Source organism: Lonsdalea britannica, assembly GCF_003515985.1.
Classification (GTDB): Bacteria; Pseudomonadota; Gammaproteobacteria; order Enterobacterales; family Enterobacteriaceae; genus Lonsdalea; species Lonsdalea britannica.
This window is the reverse complement of record NZ_CP023009.1, coordinates 3,127,342-3,146,894: the sequence shown is the minus strand read 5'-3', so window position 1 is coordinate 3,146,894 and position 19,553 is coordinate 3,127,342. Positions and strand designations below refer to the sequence as shown.

The 19,553-nt window shown below is 56.0% G+C and carries 15 protein-coding genes and 1 pseudogene; 5 read left to right on the top strand and 11 right to left on the bottom strand.

The features are described from left to right. Nucleotides 1-49: 49 nt before the first annotated feature. The 6 genes from CKQ53_RS14450 to CKQ53_RS14425 all read right to left on the bottom strand — a co-directional run bounded on the left by CKQ53_RS14450 (nucleotide 50) and on the right by CKQ53_RS14425 (nucleotide 8,373). Nucleotides 50-1,813, bottom strand: a complete 1,764-nt coding sequence (locus CKQ53_RS14450) for an ABC transporter permease subunit (RefSeq protein WP_094117577.1) — start codon at nucleotides 1,811-1,813, stop codon at nucleotides 50-52. After that, nucleotides 1,810-3,330 carry an ABC transporter substrate-binding protein gene (locus CKQ53_RS14445; RefSeq protein WP_094117578.1) on the bottom strand — a complete coding sequence of 507 codons (1,521 nt, stop codon included), beginning with the start codon at nucleotides 3,328-3,330 and terminating at the stop codon, nucleotides 1,810-1,812. The genes CKQ53_RS14450 and CKQ53_RS14445 overlap by 4 nt, the downstream gene beginning before the upstream one ends. Nucleotides 3,331-3,348: 18 nt before the next feature. Beyond that, the gene (locus CKQ53_RS14440; protein ID WP_085651395.1) at nucleotides 3,349-4,155 is read right to left on the bottom strand and encodes an ABC transporter ATP-binding protein; all 807 of its coding nucleotides are present in this window, start codon (nucleotides 4,153-4,155) and stop codon (nucleotides 3,349-3,351) included. 4 nt (nucleotides 4,156-4,159) lie between these two features. Continuing rightward, a complete protein-coding gene (locus CKQ53_RS14435) occupies nucleotides 4,160-4,963 on the bottom strand; it encodes an ATP-binding cassette domain-containing protein (RefSeq protein WP_099045359.1) in 804 nt (267 codons plus the stop codon). A 163-nt stretch (nucleotides 4,964-5,126) separates the two neighbouring features. Then, on the bottom strand, nucleotides 5,127-6,401 hold the full coding sequence (locus CKQ53_RS14430) for a YeaH/YhbH family protein (RefSeq protein ID WP_094117579.1): 1,275 nt from the start codon (nucleotides 6,399-6,401) through the stop codon (nucleotides 5,127-5,129). Between the two features lie 37 nt (nucleotides 6,402-6,438). Continuing rightward, the gene (locus CKQ53_RS14425; protein WP_026739399.1) at nucleotides 6,439-8,373 is read right to left on the bottom strand and encodes a PrkA family serine protein kinase; all 1,935 of its coding nucleotides are present in this window, start codon (nucleotides 8,371-8,373) and stop codon (nucleotides 6,439-6,441) included. A 474-nt stretch (nucleotides 8,374-8,847) separates the two neighbouring features. Between CKQ53_RS14425 and CKQ53_RS14420 the strand changes: the two genes are divergently transcribed. Next, a complete protein-coding gene (locus tag CKQ53_RS14420) occupies nucleotides 8,848-9,567 on the top strand; it encodes a MipA/OmpV family protein (protein ID WP_100053495.1) in 720 nt (239 codons plus the stop codon). A gap of 140 nt (nucleotides 9,568-9,707) precedes the next feature. Here the strand turns inward: CKQ53_RS14420 and CKQ53_RS14415 are convergent, their stop codons facing one another. Next, a complete protein-coding gene (locus CKQ53_RS14415; protein ID WP_094117582.1) occupies nucleotides 9,708-10,592 on the bottom strand; it encodes a D-hexose-6-phosphate mutarotase in 885 nt (294 codons plus the stop codon). A gap of 370 nt (nucleotides 10,593-10,962) precedes the next feature. Beyond that, complete coding sequence (gene gapA, locus CKQ53_RS14410; RefSeq protein ID WP_085651391.1) at nucleotides 10,963-11,958, bottom strand: glyceraldehyde-3-phosphate dehydrogenase; 996 nt, start codon at nucleotides 11,956-11,958, stop codon at nucleotides 10,963-10,965. A gap of 356 nt (nucleotides 11,959-12,314) precedes the next feature. On the opposite strand from gapA, the gene msrB reads away from it, so the two are divergent. After that, complete coding sequence (gene msrB / locus CKQ53_RS14405; RefSeq protein WP_085651390.1) at nucleotides 12,315-12,731, top strand: peptide-methionine (R)-S-oxide reductase MsrB; 417 nt, start codon at nucleotides 12,315-12,317, stop codon at nucleotides 12,729-12,731. Between the two features lie 141 nt (nucleotides 12,732-12,872). Further along, entirely contained in the window at nucleotides 12,873-13,157 is a 285-nt protein-coding gene (locus tag CKQ53_RS14400) for a YeaC family protein (RefSeq protein WP_094117583.1), read from the top strand. A gap of 30 nt (nucleotides 13,158-13,187) precedes the next feature. On the opposite strand, the gene pncA is transcribed toward CKQ53_RS14400, so the two are convergent. The 3 genes and pseudogenes from pncA to sppA form a co-directional block, all read right to left on the bottom strand. After that, nucleotides 13,188-13,832, bottom strand: a complete 645-nt coding sequence (pncA, locus tag CKQ53_RS14395) for a bifunctional nicotinamidase/pyrazinamidase (RefSeq protein WP_094117584.1) — start codon at nucleotides 13,830-13,832, stop codon at nucleotides 13,188-13,190. Between the two features lie 14 nt (nucleotides 13,833-13,846). Next, a complete protein-coding gene (ansA, locus tag CKQ53_RS14390; protein ID WP_085651387.1) occupies nucleotides 13,847-14,863 on the bottom strand; it encodes an asparaginase in 1,017 nt (338 codons plus the stop codon). A 91-nt stretch (nucleotides 14,864-14,954) separates the two neighbouring features. Then, nucleotides 14,955-16,804 (bottom strand): annotated as a pseudogene (gene sppA / locus CKQ53_RS14385) (signal peptide peptidase SppA). A gap of 184 nt (nucleotides 16,805-16,988) precedes the next feature. Here sppA and CKQ53_RS14380 point away from each other — a divergent pair. Further along, complete coding sequence (locus CKQ53_RS14380; RefSeq protein ID WP_094117586.1) at nucleotides 16,989-17,540, top strand: NAD(P)H nitroreductase; 552 nt, start codon at nucleotides 16,989-16,991, stop codon at nucleotides 17,538-17,540. 89 nt (nucleotides 17,541-17,629) lie between these two features. Next, complete coding sequence (locus tag CKQ53_RS14375; protein WP_094117587.1) at nucleotides 17,630-19,552, top strand: DNA topoisomerase III; 1,923 nt, start codon at nucleotides 17,630-17,632, stop codon at nucleotides 19,550-19,552. Nucleotide 19,553 lies beyond the last annotated feature (1 nt).

Sequence of the window (19,553 nt, the reverse complement as noted above, 5' to 3'; positions counted from 1 at the left end):
TGGTGCGCACGGCCCGGGGAACGAATCCCGCGGGCGATGCGTCACACTATTAGCGGCGTGATAGGTGACTCAGCGAAACCATCAGCACCGAGAGCAGAATCAATGCGCTGACCGGCGCGACGACGCTCCAGGGTGCCCGTTCGACATACGGCATGCCTTCCGCCAGAATTCGTCCCCATTCAGGTGCGGGCGGCTGTTGTCCCAGGCCCAAAAACCCCAGAGAAGCCAGCGCCAGCGCGATGCCCGGCAGGCGTAACATGGCGTGGCGCATGAGCGGTCCCAGCAGGCCCGGCAAGATATAACGTATCAGGCACTGACGGCGTCCCATCCCCAAAATGGGGGCTAGGCGTACATAGGGGCGTGCGTGAATTTCGGTTACCAGCGCGGCGGTATGCGCGGCCAGCGGCGCCCAACTGACCAACATAACGGCGATGGCCGCGCCAAGGATAGAAGGCCCATACAGCGCGGTCACCACCATACCCGAAATGACGGGCGGCAGAGCGTTCGTCATTTCAATCGGTCCGGTAAATAACCGGGGAAACAGACCGACGGTTATTCCGACCGCCAGGCTGGCCAGCGTGACGACCAGAGCCGTCAGTAAGGTGACGATCGCGCCGTGGGCGACGCGGGCCAACAGGTCGCGCCCGGTCGCGTCCGCGCCAAAAGGCAGCCTCAGCGAAGGTGCCTGCAGGCGCAGGAAGTCCGAAGAGAGTGGGTCGCGCGGAAGCCCGACAACCAGCAGCAGCGTCAGCAGACCTCCCGCCAGCGCGGGGACCCAGAAAGCACTCGGGCGGACTGGAGAGGCATTGATCGGGACCGGCAAAGATGCCGTCGCGGTCGCACGACCCAATAGCGCATGGCGCAGCAGAGCAATACCGCCGCCCGTCGCCGTGGCGATCAGCAGCAGAAGCAGAATGCCGCACTGTAACGCGGGCAGATCCTGCGCGGCGGAGGCGCCTAACGTGGCGCGTCCTAATCCGGGAATCGCAAAGACTTTTTCGACGGCCACCGCGCCACCGGTCAATCCGACTAATACCAGCCCGACCTGAGGCAGAACTGCCGGAAGAGTGCGTCGAATGACGGCCAACAGGCATGCCGAGCGCGAGAATCCGGCGACATGCCATGTGATTAACCAGGGCTCGGCAAAGGTGGACGCCAGCGTGTCGCTGAACAGTTTTCCCAGCAGTCCACCCGCGGGGAGTCCCAATGCCAGCGCGGGCAGTACGGCGAACTCCCAGCCACGCCAGCCGTAGGGCGGAAACAGATGCAACCATACGGCACCGGCGAGCAGCAGAAAGGCCGCCAATAAAAACTCCGGCATGGCGGTGAGGGCGACGGCGAGAAGTCCGCTGCCGCTCCGGCTATCGCCGCGAAGCCCCCGGATCACCGTGGGCGCGCACAGCAAGATCGTCACCATGAAGGCGACCAGCAGCGCGCAGCTCATCAGCAGTAACGAGACGCTGGTGGCCGACAACATGCCCGGCAGCACCGGGTTGCCGGATACCCAGGAAACACCGGCATCGCCATGCAGCAGACCGATGAGCCATCGCCACAGCAGGGGGAATGGTCCCTGGTCAAGCCCGTAATGCTGGCGGATCGCCGTCAACGCTTCCTCTGTGGCTTCCTGCTCTCCGGAGCGCGCGCGCAGGAGAGTAAGCGCTGGATCGCTGCCCGAAAGCCAGGGTAAGAGTCCGATCAGCGTTACAATGCCTGCGGCCATCAACACACGGGACAATAGGGCTAGCCCCGGTCCTGCCAGCGCGGCTTGGGTGGACGTGCGGGCGCAGTCTCGACAAACCATCGGTTCGATCATGGTATTGGCTGCGCCTCATTAAGCACGGTCTGCGGGGTAATCAACTCCCGCTCTCGTGGATCGCGCATAACCTGACGCGCCCGAACAGACTCGCCCTGAATAACCCGTTCATGCAGTAGCGGTATGGCGGCATCGGTGGCAAGAATGTGTCTTTCGGCGCGCATGATGGCTCGCCGACGAGCCTCGCCTGCCGGTATTCCAGCCGCCTCCTGTAAGGCATGGTCGATGTCGGGGTGACAGAGCTGCGAGATATTGAAAGAACCATGGCAGGCGAAATCGCTGTACATGTAAGCTACCGGATCGCCAGAGTCCAAAACCGTCGCCCGGGACAGAATGAAAGCATCGAATTTGCCGGCCAGCGCGTCAGACTCTATCTGCGCGTATTCACGTACCTCTTGTTTGACGGTGAAGCCGGCTGCACTGAGCTGTTGCGCCAGATAAACGGCGACTTCCGGCAGCTCGGTACGGTCGCTGAAGGTCGCCAGCGTAATGGTCGCGCCATGGGGGGCTCCGGCAGGCGTCGGCGAGGTGACAGGCTGACGTAGCGGGGCCGCCCACGGCAACGCTGGCCCCAGTAGCCCGACGGCCACATCCGCCCGCTGTTCATAGACGCCATCCACCAGCGCCTTGCGATCAATGGCGTCGCGTGCGGCAGCGCGCAGCGCCGGATCGCTAAATGCGCCGCGGCGGGTATTCAGGTACAGCGTATTGGTGCGCGGCATCGGGACTTCATGCACGCGGCTCGCGTCAAGTAACGGCGCCTGAGAGACGGGGATGGTCTCGACGACATCCGCTGAATGCGTACGCAGCGCCGCGGCACGCGCGGCGCCGTCCGGTACAAAATCAACGTCGATACCGGGCGCAGCCGCGGGTGTTCCCCAATAGTGCTCGAATCGGTCGAGATGCGCGCTGGACGTGCCGTTAACGCGGGTCAGCACAAACGGGCCGGTTCCGGCATTGAGGGGATTCACGATACCGTTTTTTCCATAGGCGGCGGGCGAGAGGATCGCCAACTGGGGACTGGATAAACGTTGCGGTAATAGCGGGTCGGGGCGCGTCGTTTTGATGATGACGGCACGATCGCCGTCGGCCCGAATCGTCAGTTCGACGCCGTCCAAAATGCGCGGCTTAGGAACCGCGCGTGTCGCCGCCGTCAGCGCGTTGACCACCGATGCCGCATCCATGCTGCTGCTATCATGAAATTCGACGCCGGGGCGCAGGCTAAACTGCCAGGTCGTTTCGTCCTGCTGTTGCCATTGGGTTGCCAGCGCTGGCTGCGCGTCTCCATTCGCGTCCAGCTTGACCAAGGTTTCGGCGGTGCTCCAGCGGGATAGTTTAAAGGCGTCATCGCTGAAGGGAGACAACGCAGAGCGTGGCGGCAGCAGCATAGCCACACGGATACGCGGTGAGTCGGCCCCCTCCGTGGTCGGCGTTTCCGTGTCGAAACAACCGGCAAGTAGCAAACTGCCGATTAACCAGGCCGGGGAAGGGCGTTTAAGCGATAAAAGGAGCTTCATACAAAAATCCTTCTTATTTTAATAGCGCGTCGGCGGCTGTTCGGTTGATAGCATGGGGACGGCGGCCAATAGCGCGGCACTGTGGGGGTGAGCGGGTTGTGTCAGGAGCTGAGCAAGCGGGCGATCTTCCACGATGCGGCCTTGATGCATGACCAATACCCGTTCGCACAGCGTCGCGACGGCGGAAATATCGTGCGAGACGACCAGCAGGCCCATCTGATGACGGCGGGCCATCTGATCCAGCAACGTGATGATCTGCTGGCGGAGCGGGAGATCCAGCCCGCTGAGCGGTTCGTCGGCCAGCAGAAAGCGGGGTTTTAAAGCGATAGCGCGGGCTATCGCCACTCGCTGGGCCTGTCCGCCGGACAACGCCTGCGCGTTTCTCGTTAGTAAATCCGGCGGCAACGCGACCTGTTCGAGCGCTTCATGCACGAGATGCTCTATCTTTCCGCGATATCCGAGTTGTCTTAGCGGCGCGGCGATAAGTTCGAAGACGTTTAGGTGCGGCGCCAGCGATCCCGCGGGATCTTGCGGGATGTACTGCACGCGTTGGCGATACCAGCGCAGAGCTGATGCGCGGCCGGGCCGTACAAGGCGACCATCACAGCGTATCTCGCCCTCGGACAGCTTCTCCAACGCCAGCATCGCGTTGAGCAGCGTGGATTTCCCTGAGCCGGAAGCGCCCACCAATCCGATACGTTCTCCATCGTGGAATTTCAGACTGATGTCGCTTAGCGCCTGATAAAATCGTGGCCGCTGTAGCCAATGACTGGGCTGAGGGTATCGATGCGCGACCTGTGACAGTTGAAGAAAGGGCGTGATCATCGGATTAGCTTGCCCATTGCAGCGTCGGTAGCGAGGAGATAGTCAACGCTTGGTCTAGCTGCCGAGCGGCCTGCACCAGAGCGCGTGTGTAGTCATGCTGCGGATGCTCGATCACCGTGCGGGTATCCCCCTGTTCGACGAGATGTCCGTCCTTCATGACCAGCAGGCGATGACACAGTGAGGCGGCCACGGCGATGTCGTGCGTGATAAACAACAATGCGGAATCCGGGTTGCTGCAACTATAGGCCCGCAGCGTGCTCAAGACCTGTGCCTGTGAAATGACATCGAGTGCGGTGGTGGGTTCGTCGGCAATCAACAGGGGGCGTTGGCACAGCAACGCTAGCGAAAGGCATACGCGCTGACGCTGGCCGCCAGACAACTCTCCGGGATAGCGAGGAAGAATCGCCTCGGGATCGTCAAAACCGACGGAGAGCAGCAGGGCGCGAAGCGACTGACGCGCCTGATGATGATCGAGAACGGTTGGCTGCATCGCCATTCGCAGCTGTTTTTCTACCGTGACCAGCGGATTGAGCGCCGTCGAAGCGTCTTGAAATAAGGCGGCGGGACGGCACCGGGCAGGACGCCGCTGTACCGGACGGTGAGCGATCTCTTCATCGCAGAATTGAATACTGCCGCTCACCTGGGTGCTGGCGGGGAGTGCGCCCAGTAACGCACGGGCGGTGAGCGATTTCCCGGAACCGGAGGCGCCCAGTAAGCCGACGCGTTCGCCGGCGGCGAGAGAAAAGCTGATGTCGTGAACTTTTGTCTGGCCCTGGATCGCTAACTGCAGGTGGGTAACGTCAAGCACGAGGCGGACTCACATAGGTGGCTATTGATATGTGATAACATAACAATTCCATCATCAAAGATAAAGCGGTATGCATGCACGGCGGAAGTTTGCTTGAGGGAAATTCTGAAGATGATGGAATGAAGAAAATCAGCCAGCACGGTTGCTGCTGGCTGAATAGGGGTCAGTTGTTGACGGTTTGTTTGTGAAACAGCTCGCGGAAGACAGGATAAATATCGTCCTGATCGCGAATATGCTGCATGGCGAAGTTCTCGTACTTTTCCTGCAGGCGTTCATATTCACGCCACAATGTTTGATGAGAACGCCGCGTGATCTCGATGTAGCTGTAGTAGCGCACGAACGGCAGTAGATGACTGGCCAGCAAATCGTGGCATAGCGGTGAGTCGTCCGCCCAGTTATCGCCGTCCGACGCCTGCGCGGCATAGATGTTCCACAGCGCGGGGTCGTAACGCTCCTTGACGACGTCCTCCATCAATTTCAGGGCGCTCGACACAATCGTGCCGCCGGTTTCCTGCGAGTAGAAGAACTCCTCCTCGTCCACTTCCTTGGCCTGCGTATGGTGCCGGATATAGACCACATCCACATTCCGGTAAGACCGGCTGAGGAACAGGTACAGCAGGATGTAGAACCGTTTGGCGATATCCTTGGTGGCTTGATCCATAGAGCCGGAAACATCCATTAGACAGAACATCACCGCCTGACTGGAAGGCTCCGGTCGGCGCTCGAAGTTCTTGTAACGGAGGTCGAACGTATCGATAAACGGTACGCGCGCAATGCGCTGTCGAAGTTCGGCGATCTCCGCGCGCAGCCGCTCCTCTTCCAAAAGCTGGGCGGGCTCGGAGTTCTTCAGCAACGCGAGATTTTCCTCCAACGCACTCAACTCGCGCCGTTTTCCCGCCGTCATCGCCATACGGCGGGCGAGGGAGTTCTGCAACGAACGTACAACGCTGATGTTGGCGGGCACGCCGTTTGAGGTGTAGCCCGCGCGATGGTTCTTGTACTCCGCCATCTGGCGATGTTCGGTTTTTTTCAGGTTGGGAAGCGCCAAATCCTCGAACAACAGGTCAAGATATTCGTCTTTGGAGATCTGAAAAACGAAATCGTCCTGGCCTTCGCCGTCCTGGCTCGCTTCACCCTGACCGGAACCGCCGCCACCGCCTCCCTGCGGCCGCTCGATTTTGTCATTCTGCACGAAGTGGTCGTTGCCAGGGTGTACGCGGTGGCGTACGCCACCGCGGCCCTGATGGAACATCGGCTCACTGATATCCGAATTAGGAATCGTGATTGACTCCCCATTGTCCACATCGGTTACCGAACGCTTGTTAATGGCATCGGCGATCGAATGTTTTATCTGCGACTTATAGCGGCGTATAAAGCGCTGGCGGTTAACCGCGCTTTTGTTTTTACCGTTTAGCCGGCGATCGATGAAATAAGCCATGTTTCCCCCAAACGACGTTGCCTGTCGGTCTGTCGCATTAAGACGACTTTCTCACGCGCAGGTACCATTCGCATAACAATCGAACCTGCTTGCGGGTATAGCCTTTTTCCATCATACGGTCGACGAAGTCATCGTGTTTTTTCTGCTCCTCGGTAGAAGTTTTCGTGTTGAATGAAATTACCGGCAGCAGCTCTTCGGTGTTGGAGAACATTTTCTTCTCGATCACCGTGCGCAATTTCTCGTAGCTGGTCCAGTTAGGATTGCGCCCGTTGTTGCCCGCGCGCGCGCGCAGCACGAAGTTGACGATTTCATTACGGAAGTCTTTAGGGTTGCTGATGCCTGCCGGTTTCTCGATTTTTTCCAGCTCGCTGTTGAGCGCTTCACGGTCAAACAGCTGCCCGGTATCGGGATCGCGATATTCCTGATCCTGAATCCAGAAGTCAGCGTAGGTGACATAACGATCAAAGATGTTCTGGCCGTATTCCGAATACGATTCGAGATAGGCGGTCTGAATCTCTTTACCAATGAACTCCGCGTATTTAGGAATCAAATAGCCTTTCAGGTGCTCCAGATATTTTTCCGCGACGTCCTGCGGGAACTGTTCGCGTTCAATCTGCTGTTCCAATACATAGAACAGGTGCACTGGGTTAGCGGCGACTTCGCTATGATCGAAGTTGAATACGCGCGACAGAATCTTAAAGGCAAAACGCGTGGACAATCCCTGCATGCCTTCATCGACGCCCGCATAGTCGCGGTATTCCTGATAAGACTTGGCTTTCGGATCCGTATCTTTCAGGCTTTCCCCGTCGTAAACCCGCATCTTCGAATAGGTGCTGGAGTTTTCAGGATCTTTCAGTCGCGACAAGATAGAGAAACGCGCCAAGGTTTCCAGTGTGCCGGGGGCGCATGGCGATTGGCTCAGCTCGCTGTTTTGCAGCAGCTTGTCGTAGATTTTGACCTCTTCCGACACGCGCAGGCAGTAAGGCACCTTGACGATATACACACGGTCGAGGAAAGCCTCGTTATTTTTGTTGTTGCGGAACTGTACCCATTCCGATTCGTTGGAGTGAGCCAATATGATGCCGTTGAACGGCAGGGCGGCAATCCCTTCCGTCCCGTTGTAGTTGCCTTCCTGCGTCGCGGTCAACAGGGGGTGGAGGACTTTGATCGGGGCTTTGAACATCTCCACGAATTCCATGATGCCTTGGTTGGCGCGGCAGAGTGCGCCGGAGTAGCCATAGGCATCAGGATCGTTCTGGGCGAAATGCTCCAGTTTGCGGATATCCACTTTCCCGACCAGCGCGGAAATGTCCTGGTTGTTCTCATCGCCAGGCTCGGTCTTGGCAATAGCCAGCTGCGCCAGAATGGAAGGCCAGACTTTGACGACGCGGAACTTGGTGATGTCGCCACCGAATTCCTGAAGTCGCTTGGCCGCCCACGGCGACATAATGGTGCCGAGATAACGACGTGGCACGCCATACTCTTTTTCCAATATGGCGGCGTCTTCATGCGGGTTGAATAGGCTTAGCGGATGGTCGTTGACCGGGCTGCGTTCGCCGTCGGCGCTGAGTACATAGATGGGCACCAGCTGCATCAGGGCTTTTAACCGTTCGGCGAGAGAGGATTTCCCCCCGCCCACGGGGCCGAGCAGATACAGAATCTGTTTCTTCTCTTCTAAACCTTGAGCAGCATGGCGGAGATAAGCGACGATTTGCTCGATCGCTTCTTCCATACCGTAAAACTCTTCGAAAGCAGGGTAGCGGGCTATGACCCGGTTGGAAAATAAACGGGAAAGACGCGGTTCTTGCGCGGTGTCCACCATGACTGGATCACCGATAGCCATTAACAATCTTTCGGCAGCATTCGCGTAAGCACTGCGATCCTGCTGGCAGATGTTAAGGAACTCTTGCAGTGTGAACTCTTCGTCCTTGGCAGCGTCGTAGCGCTGACGGTAATGATCAAATATGTTCATAGCGATGCCCGTCCTTCGTCGATTAACAACACAGAATAAGAGAGCGAGAGTATGAATACCGTCTATATAATGGTTGGCTCTCCTAAAGAAGAATTCCCCTTCAGAGTACAGCAACCCTTATGCCAACTTGTGACGCGCCGCGCAGGTTCAACATCGGCGTGCACGGTAAGGGAATGTCCTCTTCAATTTAAAGCGTAGTTTGCCTCGGTGAAATTTCCTCTATTCTTCCTTCAGATTTTTAATAAATTTCAATGACTCAGTCTGTCGAAGTAGGGGCGATTCCCCTTTGCAGCGGGTCTGAACGAGTATGCCAGACCGCCTTTTCGGCACTAGAAAAAATGGTTATAAGTTATCCGATTCAGTCTGTAGTAGCGTTATTTCCCCGGCGTGACCATAATGTCAGCCTACTCCTACGGGAGGCTCGATTGGAACAGGAGAAAGTCAGCAGTGAAAAAACTTCAATCATTAGGTGTAATGCTGGCGCTGGGCGTTACGGCGGCGTCGCCGGCACTGGCGGATACCTTTTCTCTGGGGGTGGGCGCCATCGGGGAAACGTCGGTTTATCGCGGCGACGATAACCACATTTACCCCTTCCCGCAGGTGGTTTATGAGAGTGATAACTTCTATTTTCGCGGGCTGGGCGGCGGCTACTATCTGTGGAATGACGAGCAAAATAAACTTTCTCTGACCGCCTACTACAATCCGTTCGGATTCAAGCCGGGCGACAGTGACGACGGCAGTATGAAACAGCTGGACAAACGCCGCGGCACGTTGATGGGTGGTTTGGCTTACCGTCATGATGCGCAATGGGGCACGATTCGTAGCGTCCTGGCCGCTGACACGCTGGGCAACAGCGATGGCATTGTGTGGGATACCGCTTATCTTTACCGCATTGACGCTGACCAGTGGCATATTACGCCGGGGATTGGCGTTAACTGGTCGAGTGAACGTCAGAACCGCTACTACTACGGCGTCAGCAGCGGTGAGTCAGCGCGTTCAGGCATTCAAACCTACCGTCCGGGAGACAGTTGGGATCCGTATCTGGAGCTGAGCGTGGGGTACACCATTACGCCGCGCTGGAACACCTGGATTATCGGTCGCTACACCCGTCTTAGCGATGAAGTGAAAAGTAGCCCGATGGTAGAGAAAAGCGATAGTGTGATGCTCGGCGGCGGAATCAGCTACGCCTTCTAAGCTGGAATGCACTATCTTTGTGCTTTAAACGCACCGTGAACGTCAGTTTACGGTGCGTTTGCTTTATGGTGAGGCGCAGTCTGTTTGGATAACCAGCACGGTGAAACCATAAGCGTGCTGTTTTATATTTAAAAAAAGGATTAATTCGCCTGTGTGGTATGAACGCGTATCGAGGTCGCCAATTTAGCCGGCGCATGCCGGGTGATGTTAAATGGTTGACTGATACGGGCAGTTTCCACACACACGAACGTTTTGTAACCCTCATCGGTGAGATCCGACATCGTTTTTGACAACTGCTCCCCCGGGTTCCAGGCTACGACATCGCTATGGTTATGGTGGTGCACTTCTATAGTGCGCTCAAGAACCGGATCGTGGATCACACTGATCGTCTCAGGCTCGGTATAGATCCTATCGGTGCGGTTGGGGAACGAGAGATCGCCTTGCTGGAGACCGGGATTTTCCGGGTCGACCTTATCGATAAAGCGCTCACCCAGCCCGCTCACGCTCACGCGGCTGATGTCCCCGATATTGAAATAGGTGTGCAGGGCGCTGGTCATGCTGTATTCCCCTTCGAACTCCAGCTCAACATCGCAAGACGTTTTAGTGAGTGCAAAACGGGCATCCACTTTAAACGCTTGCGGCCAGACGGCGCGCGTTTCCTCATTGTCCCGTAGCGTCAGAGTCAGCGTTACGCCGTCAGCATCATCAATATGCGATGAAAAGGTCCAAGGCATGATGCGCGCAAAGCCGTGGCTCGGTTCGGCAACGGGACCAAACCACGGGAAACAGATGGGGATCCCACCGCGAATCGCTTTCCCTTCCTGAAACAGCGTGTTGTCGCTGAGCCAAATGACCGGCGCGGCGTCGGTGGGCTGCCAGGCGATCAGATGAGCCCCTTGCAGCGCGACGGCGGCTCTCAACTGCGGATGATCGATGACGACGATCGACAGTTGGTCCTGTTGGCGTAACGTGATGTGGGGAGAAATGGTTTTGCTGACGGGAAGGGAGAAAATGGCATCAGTCATGGGCGGGCCTATTCATCTATGAGTAGAAATCGATAATGAATATTGTGGCACTCATAACGTCATTCCCCAATAGGAATTCGCTGTCTCATTGAGCCGCGTTAACTATAGTGGTACCGGCTATCACATTTTTCAATCGGACTGAATTGACTCATCTACCACTAGCTGCAGGCGGAACAAGGCGTGCATGCGGCAGAACATCCCTAACGGAGCGGCGGTAAAGTCATTAAAAACGGCGAGCTAAGTCTGTCGGAGGAAGCATGAAAACACCGCTGGGGCAGGGGGCGTGGCACTGGGGCGAGCATGTAAACAAACGTGCATAAAAAAGGGCGACTTGCGTCGCCCTTGATATCAGTTACCGATCTTCAGCTCATTATTTGGAGATGTGAGCAACCAGATCCAGAACTTTGTTGGAGTAACCCGTTTCGTTATCGTACCAAGCAACCAGTTTCACGAAGTTGTCGCTCAGAGCGATACCGGCTTTAGCATCGAATACGGAAGTCAGTTTTTCACCGTTGAAATCGGTAGAAACAACTGCGTCTTCGGTGTAGCCCAGAACGCCTTTCAGTTCGCCTTCAGAAGCTTCTTTGATCGCAGCACAGATAGCGTCGTAAGAAGCGCCTTTTTCCAGACGTGCAGTCAGGTCAACGACGGATACGTTAGGAGTAGGAACGCGGAACGCCATACCAGTCAGTTTACCGTTCAGAGCCGGGATAACTTTACCTACAGCTTTAGCAGCACCGGTAGAAGAAGGGATGATGTTCTGAGATGCGCCGCGGCCGCCGCGCCAGTCTTTGTGAGACGGGCCATCAACGGTTTTCTGAGTCGCGGTAGTTGCGTGAACAGTGGTCATCAGCGCTTCAACGATACCGAATTTGTCGTTGATGACTTTAGCCAGCGGTGCCAGGCAGTTAGTGGTGCAAGATGCGTTAGAAACGATATCCTGACCCGCGTATTCTTTATGGTTTACGCCCATAACGAACATCGGAGTGCTGTCTTTGGAAGGACCAGTCAGTACGACTTTCTTCGCGCCAGCCTGGATGTGTTTACGTGCAGTTTCGTCAGTCAGGAAGATACCTGTAGCTTCTGCAACAACGTCAACGCCTGCTTCGTTCCATTTCAGGTTAGCCGGATCTCTTTCTGCGGTAACACGGATGGTTTTGCCGTTAACTACCAGGTGACCGTCTTTAACTTCAACAGTACCGTTGAAGCGGCCGTGAGTGGAGTCATACTTCAGCATGTAAGCCATGTATTCCGCATCTAACAAATCGTTGATTGCAACGATTTCAACGTCTGAACGCTCCTGGGCAGCGCGGAAAACAATACGGCCGATACGGCCAAATCCATTGATACCTACTTTGATAGTCATATATTCCACCAGCTATTTGGTTTGTGAATAAAAGGTTGGCTGTAAAATTACAAAAACCTTCCCGAGGGTCAAGCGGAATCGTGTCAATAGTTGCTGTATGTCAAAACTATGGGCAACCCTTGCACGATAAATCATCTATTCGGTCATTTAAGTTGTTGGACAACATGATAGGAGCATTGGCCGGGGATGAGAACACCCGATGGGGGTATTATTGTGACCCAGATCACAATTAGCACCCCGTCAGACGCTCGCCTATCGTAATGAGAGGCCGAATAACGTTTTGAGTGTTAAATTTTTGTAGCGCTAACAGTCTATACTCTTTAACACCTGTTTTAACTTCTTTCGTGAGCGATGATATGGACAAACACCTTCCCGGCTCCCCTGAGCGCGATAACCTGACGGAAATACAACGATATGTCACCCAGCAGCGGGGGACTGAACCGCCGTTCACAGGCAAGCTGCTGCATAATAAGCAGACCGGCGTCTACCATTGTTTATGTTGTAAACAACCGCTGTTTTATTCGGACAACAAGTTTGACTCCGGCTGTGGCTGGCCCAGCTTTGATCAGCCCGTCTCTGCGGAAGCCATTCGTTATCTCGATGATAATTCGCACAATATGCATCGAGTGGAAATTCGTTGCGGCCATTGCGATGCGCATCTCGGACATGTGTTTCCTGATGGTCCAAAGGAAACCACGGGTGAACGTTATTGCGTCAACTCGGCTTCGCTGAGTTTCATCAATGCTGAAAATAATCACGAAATAGACGGCTAGATGTCTATTTAATTGAAACGTTTCAGCTGATGAGGTGTTTAAGGGCCAATCAGGCGCTAATCCAGAATAAATGCAGACAACGAAATCGCCCTGCGGAATGTCTGAACAACAATCTAAAACGCATCAAGAAGGAATCTGGATATGCAGATGGAGGATGTACTAAAGGTGATGACGCCGGACATCTATCAGCGATTAGTCACGGCGGTAGAGCTGGGTAAATGGCCTGACGGTGTGGCATTGACGTCGGAACAGAAAGACAACGCCCTGCAGATGGTTCTACTGTGGCAATCGCGACATAACGCGGAAGCGGATCACATGAGCATCAATCAGCAGGGCGAAATCGAAATCAAAAGTAAGCAGGCGCTTAAACAACGTTTTGCCGCTTCAGCCGAGTCGATTGCGGTGTTAAAACCACAGGACGAATGACGTTATCGTCACCGCACAGCCGTTTTAGCCCTATGAGGAGGAGAGCGCGCTGATGAAAGAGTGTGAGTCCGTCAGGATCGCGCCTTGCGCTCGCATCTCCTGCAGCGCATTCTGACTGTCTGCGGGGCGTAGGTTGACCCCGCGACAGCCATCCACCAAGACCTCAGTACGATACCCCAGCGTCAGCGCATCCAGCACCGTGTACTTTACACAGTAATCTGTCGCCAATCCCATGATGGCAAGGGAATCGATGTGATTGGCGCGCAGCCAGTCGTCCAGTTCGGTTTTGACCCGGTGACCGTTATCAAAAAAAGCGCTGTAACTGTCAATGGCGCTATCGGTGCCTTTACGGACGATTCGGTCAATGGCTCGCTGCGCCAGAGCGGGGTGAAACTCCGCGCCCGTTTCGCCAGCGACGCAGTGCGTGGGCCACCATACCTGAGGCAATCCTTCCAGCTCGCCGATCTCACCGATCGTCGTGCCGGAATTGACGGCAAAGCTGCGATGATCGGCAGGATGCCAGTCCAGGCTTGCGATCACGGTAATCTGGGCGGCGGTGCAGGCAGCCATCATCCGGTTCGCCACCGGGATAACGCTATCCCCCTCATCAACGGCCAGAGCCCCGCCGGGACAAAAGTCATTCTGTAAATCGATCAGTAACAGCGCTTTGTTCATATTGTCTCCGGATGTTAGCTATTGCCGAGCTCACCCCGCAGATCCTGCTGCATTAGACGACGGATATCATCAGGCGACAGGTCGTCTCGACTCAGCAGATAATGCAGTTTGGTGAGCGTCGCTTCAACGGTCATATCGAATCCGCTGATCACGCCCGCCTGCGACAAGGCATTGCCTGTCGCGTAGCCTTCCATATTGACGCAGCCGGACATGCATTGCGTCAGATTGACGACGATGATGCCGCGATCGGACGCTTCCCGCAGCTCTTTCAGGAACGCTTTGTTCTGTGGGGCGTTGCCGACGCCATAAGAGCGCAGGATCAGCGCGCGAACCGGCTGAAGCAGGAAATTGCGCACAACGTCCGCGGAAATGCCGGGGTAAATCGTGATAACGCCAATAGGCTGAGGGGTTATGTCATGAACAATCAGCGGCTCCGTCGACTCTATCAGCGGCGCCGAGGAGAGGCGGCGAATATGAATACCGGTCTCCAGCAGCACAGGATAGTTAGGGGAGGAGAACGCATCGAAACCGTCGGCATGGGCTTTGGTCGTGCGGTTGCCGCGCAGCAGCTTGTTGTTGAAAAACAGGCTGACTTCGTTAATGGGATGGTTGGCCGCTACATACAGCGCATTCAGCAGATTGGTTTGCCCATCGGAACGCAGTTCGGCCAGCGGAATCTGTGACCCTGTCACGATAACGGGCTTGGCCAAATTCTCCAGCATGAACGAGAGCGCTGACGCGGTGAAGGCCATCGTATCGGTCCCATGCAAAATGACGAAACCGTCATAGTCATCGTAATGCTGCCGGATGTCGTTGGCGATGATCTGCCAGTCTTCCGGCGTCATGTCCGAGGAGTCGATCAGCGGCGTATATTCATGAATGGTGAAGGACGGCATTTCCGGCCGATGAAATTCGGGCATCTGCGCCAGCTGCTGCTGGAGATGGCCTGAAACCGGGATATAGCCTTGAGCGGAATGTTGCATGCCGATCGTACCGCCCGTGTAGGCGACATAAATGGATTTCTTTTGCATGGATGTGATTACGTCAAAATCAAAAAATGGATTATAGAGCGAAGCGAGGGGAAAAGCAGCCCGGCGATTGTGCGCCGGGCGGGTAGTGCGATTAACGAACGTTGCCGCAGCTGAGACAAATCACATAGCGATGTTGCGGGTCGGTCAGTTTATTCGACAGGGACGGTTGAGTGCGAAGCATCTCGCTCAGCTCTGCGACAGGCGCGGGGAACAGCGTCTGCAAAGCGTCCGGCAGCTGTGCGTAGACTGAGCTACGAACCTGACTAAAGATCGCATCCATCAGCCCATCACTCTCTTCGAACCACACCAATTGATGATGATCCAGCTTAGCCAGCTCAGCCGCTTTCTTCACCGCATCATCGAAGTCGCCGAGCGTATCGACCAGGCCGTTGGCTTTAGCATCGCTGCCGATCCAGACGTGACCCTGCGCGATTTCGTCCACCTGCTCCGGCGTTTTATTCCGTGACTGAGCGACCAAAGAGAGGAAGTTTTTGTAGCCTCGCTCAATGTTGACCTGCATTAGTTCGCCAAACTCCGGCGGCAGTGCTTTCGTCATGGACAGATCGGCCAGAGGCGAGGTGGCGACGCCGTCGGTATGAACGCCGACGCTATCCAAAGTATTCTCAACGGTGTTGATCACGCCGAAGATGCCGATGGAGCCAGTGAGCGTAGTGGGGCTGGCGATAATGGCGTTAGCCGGCGTGGAGATCCAGTAACCGCCAGAGGCGGCCATACCCCCATTGAAACTACCACCGGTTTGCCCGCCTGGCGTGCCGCGGCCAGTTCGGCGCGAATTTGTTCTGACGCCGTCACGCTGCCGCCGGGGCTGTTGACCCGCAGGATTATCGCTTTCACCTTCGGATCGAGTCGCGCGTCGCGGATTTGTCCGGCAGTGGTATTGCCGCCCACATAGCCGGTCGCTTCATTACCATCGACGATCATGCCGTTAGCGAAGATGACGGCGATCTGATTGTTATCCGGTTGAGGATCGCTCAGCGTGTAGTCATACAAGGAGGTGTAGTTAAAGTCCTTATTCTTGTCATCCCAGCCGAAAGTCTTGATCAGCTTTTGCTCAATGGCCGTACGAGAGGCGACTTCGTCCACCAGTTTATTATCCAGTGCGTAGCGCGCGGTGTCGCCATCCACTGAACGTAGGGCGGTGAGCAGGGCTTCTGCGCCGGGGAAGAGCTGCTGAGGAGTGATCTCACGATTCGCGGCCACCGTCATCAGGTAGTTCTGCCAGAGACCGTTGACCCAACGAGCGTCGGCATCGCGTGCCGCAGGGGACATGTCATCCCGGATGTAAGGTTCAACGGCGGATTTGTAGGTGCCGACACGGAAGATGTGCGTGGTGACCTTCAGCTTATCCAACAGCGTTTTATAGTACAGGTTGTTGGTGGCCAGACCGTGCAGGTCGATGCCGCCCTGAGGCGTCAGGAAAATCTTGTTGGCGTAGCTGGCCAGATAATATTGCGGCTGGTTGTAGTTATCGCCCACGGCGTAAATTGGCTTGCCTGCATCTCGGAATTCGCGCAACGCTTTGCCGATATACTGTAAAGACGGCTGATCTGCGCCGACGAAGTCGGACAGGTCCATCACCATGCCGGTAATGTTGCGGTCGTTTTTGGCCTGCCGAATCACCTCGACCACGTCAAATAGCGAGTTTTCCTGATTTCGGTTGGCGGAGGAGCCTAAAAGCTCGCGACCAAACTGACGCAGCTTATTATTGACCGACGGTTTGTCGATGACGACGCCGGTGATGTTCAACATCAGCGCGCCCTTGGCGGTTTCCGGCGGGGTTGCCTTAAATTGACTGTAAATACCGACGCCGACCAGGATCAGCATGATAAGGAAAATATTGAGGATGAATTCCCGGATGAAGTTAAGCAGGCGCCAGCCCCACTTAAAAAATCCGCTGAAAATCCGCCACATCGTGCGCATGATAACTCCGAAAATGGGAAAAACAGTTTAGTATCCTAATGAGCGGACAGGTAAAAGTCAGCTTTTTATCTTGCCCAGCGGGGTGTGGTAGGTTGTTAACTTGTAACAAAACTTCTGGCTGTGCTACCGTTGCGCGCAATCTCGTCTCAACCCTTGCTACCTGATGAAATACAGGAGATGTGTGATGGATGCCCTGGAATTATTGCTTAATCGTCGTTCGGCTTCCCGACTGACGGCTCCGGCCCCCGCAGGCGCTGCGCTGGACAATATCATTCATGCCGGCATGCGGGCTCCCGACCACGGCGCATTACAGCCGTGGCGCTTCTTTGTCATTCAGGATGAAGGACTCAGTCGTTTCAGCGACGTGCTGGTTGAAGCGGCGCAGCAGAACCAACTGGATGAGTCGGCGATCGAAAAGGCGCGTAAGTCGCCATTCCGTGCGCCGCTGATTATCACCGTCATCGCGCATTGCGAAGAGAATCACAAAGTTCCCGTGTGGGAGCAGGTGGTCTCTGCGGGTTGCGCCGTACACGCCATGCAGATGGCCGCGCAGGCTCAGGGATTCAACGGTATCTGGCGTAGCGGCGCCTGGACGCACAGCAAGCGGGTGCGTGAAGCCTTTGACTGTCGTCCACAGGATGAAATTGTCGGATTCCTCTATTTGGGTACTCCTCAACTGAAAGCCTCCTCGACGCTGACCCCGAACGATCCGAATAAGATCGTCCGCTATTTCTGATGCGTTTCGCTGCGGCGAATCGCGATGTCGCGCCCTTTATCACGAGAGAAGGGGCGCCTCAATAACAACTGCCGGTAGTGCGGTGAATCATGCGACTTTTTATTGCCGAAAAGCCCAGCCTGGCGCGGGCTATCGCCGATGTTTTGCCTAAACCCCATCGGCGGGGTGAGGGATATATTGCCTGCGGCCAACACGACGTCGTGACGTGGTGCGTAGGCCATTTGCTGGAACAGGCCCAGCCGGACGCCTACGATCCTCGCTATGCGCGCTGGGCGCTGGACGACCTGCCTATTGTGCCGCAGAAATGGCGGCTGCAACCGCGGCCTTCCGTCAGTAAGCAGCTGAATGCCATTAAAAAACTATTACAGCAGGCGGATGACGTGATCCATGCCGGCGACCCCGACCGGGAAGGTCAACTGTTGGTCGATGAAGTGCTGGAATACCTCGATCTCTCTGACGAAAAACGGCAACGCGTACAACGCTGCCTGATCAACGATCTCAACCCGCAGGCGGTAGAGAGAGCGGTCGCCCGTCTGCGAGAAAACCGCGAATTCATTCCATTGTGTGTCTCGGCGCTGGCCCGCTCGCGCGCGGATTGGCTGTACGGCATCAATATGACGCGCGCCTACACGATACTCGGACGCAATGCCGGCTACGACGGCGTGTTGTCGGTAGGCCGGGTGCAGACGCCCGTGTTGGGGCTGGTGGTTCGGCGCGATGAAGATATCGAGAACTTTGTGCCTAAAGACTTTTTCGATGTTAAAGCGCACATCGTGACGCCTGCGGATGAACGCTTTACGGCGCTGTGGCAGCCCAGCGAATCCTGCGAACCTTATCAGGACGAAGAAGGGCGTTTGCTGCATCGGCCTCTGGCGGAGCACGTGGTGAACCGTATTGCCGGTCAGCCTGCGCGAGTCACCGGCTATAATGATAAACGGGAATCAGAAATCGCACCGTTGCCGTATTCGCTGTCGACGTTGCAGATCGAAGCCGCGAGGCGCTTTGGCTTAAGCGCCCAGCAGGTGCTGGATACCTGTCAGCGGTTATACGAAACCCATAAGCTGATTACCTATCCCCGTTCGGATTGCCGCTATCTGCCCGAAGAGCATTTTGCGGGACGGCAGGCCGTGTTGCAGGCGATAGGGGTTCATCAGCCAGATTTACAACCGCCGGAACCCATTTTCGATAGTGAACGTCGCAATCGATGCTGGGATGACGGCAAGGTGGATGCTCACCATGCAATCATTCCGACGGCGCGCACGGCCAAAACCACCCTGACCCAGCAGGAAAGTCAGGTGTACGGACTCGTCGCCCGACAGTATCTGATGCAGTTCTGCGCCGATGCGGTTTTCCGCAAATGTGTGATCGAACTGGATATCGCCGGCGGTAAGTTCGTGGCTAAGGCGCGTTTTCTGGCGGAAGCGGGCTGGCGTACGTTGCTTGGCGGCAAAGAGCGGGATGAAGAGAACGAAGGGACGCCGCTGCCCGTGGTCAGCAAAGGCGATGAACTATTGTGCGAGCGGGGCGAGGTGGTAGAACGTCAGACGCAGCCGCCGCGACATTTTACCGATGCTACATTGTTGTCTGCCATGACCGGCATCGCACGGTTCGTACAGGATAAAGAGCTGAAGAAAATTCTGCGTGCGACCGATGGTTTAGGGACGGAAGCGACGAGAGCCGGGATCATCGAACTCCTGTTCAAACGCGCTTTTCTGGTGAAAAAAGGGCGTTATATTCACGCCAGCGAAACCGGGCGAGCGCTGATTCACTCGTTGCCGCCCAGCGCGGCGCATCCGGATATGACCGCGCATTGGGAGTCCACGCTGACTAAAATCAGCGAAAAGCAGTGTCGCTATCAGGACTTTATGCAGCCGTTGACCGACTCTCTGTGCGACATCATCCAGCAGGTCAGGCATCGTGGCAGTATGCCTTTATTACGAGGCCTGCCGCCTGCGCCCGGCAAATCGAAAACCAACAAGCGGCGTAAGTCTCAGCCCAAGGTGAAGGAGTAAA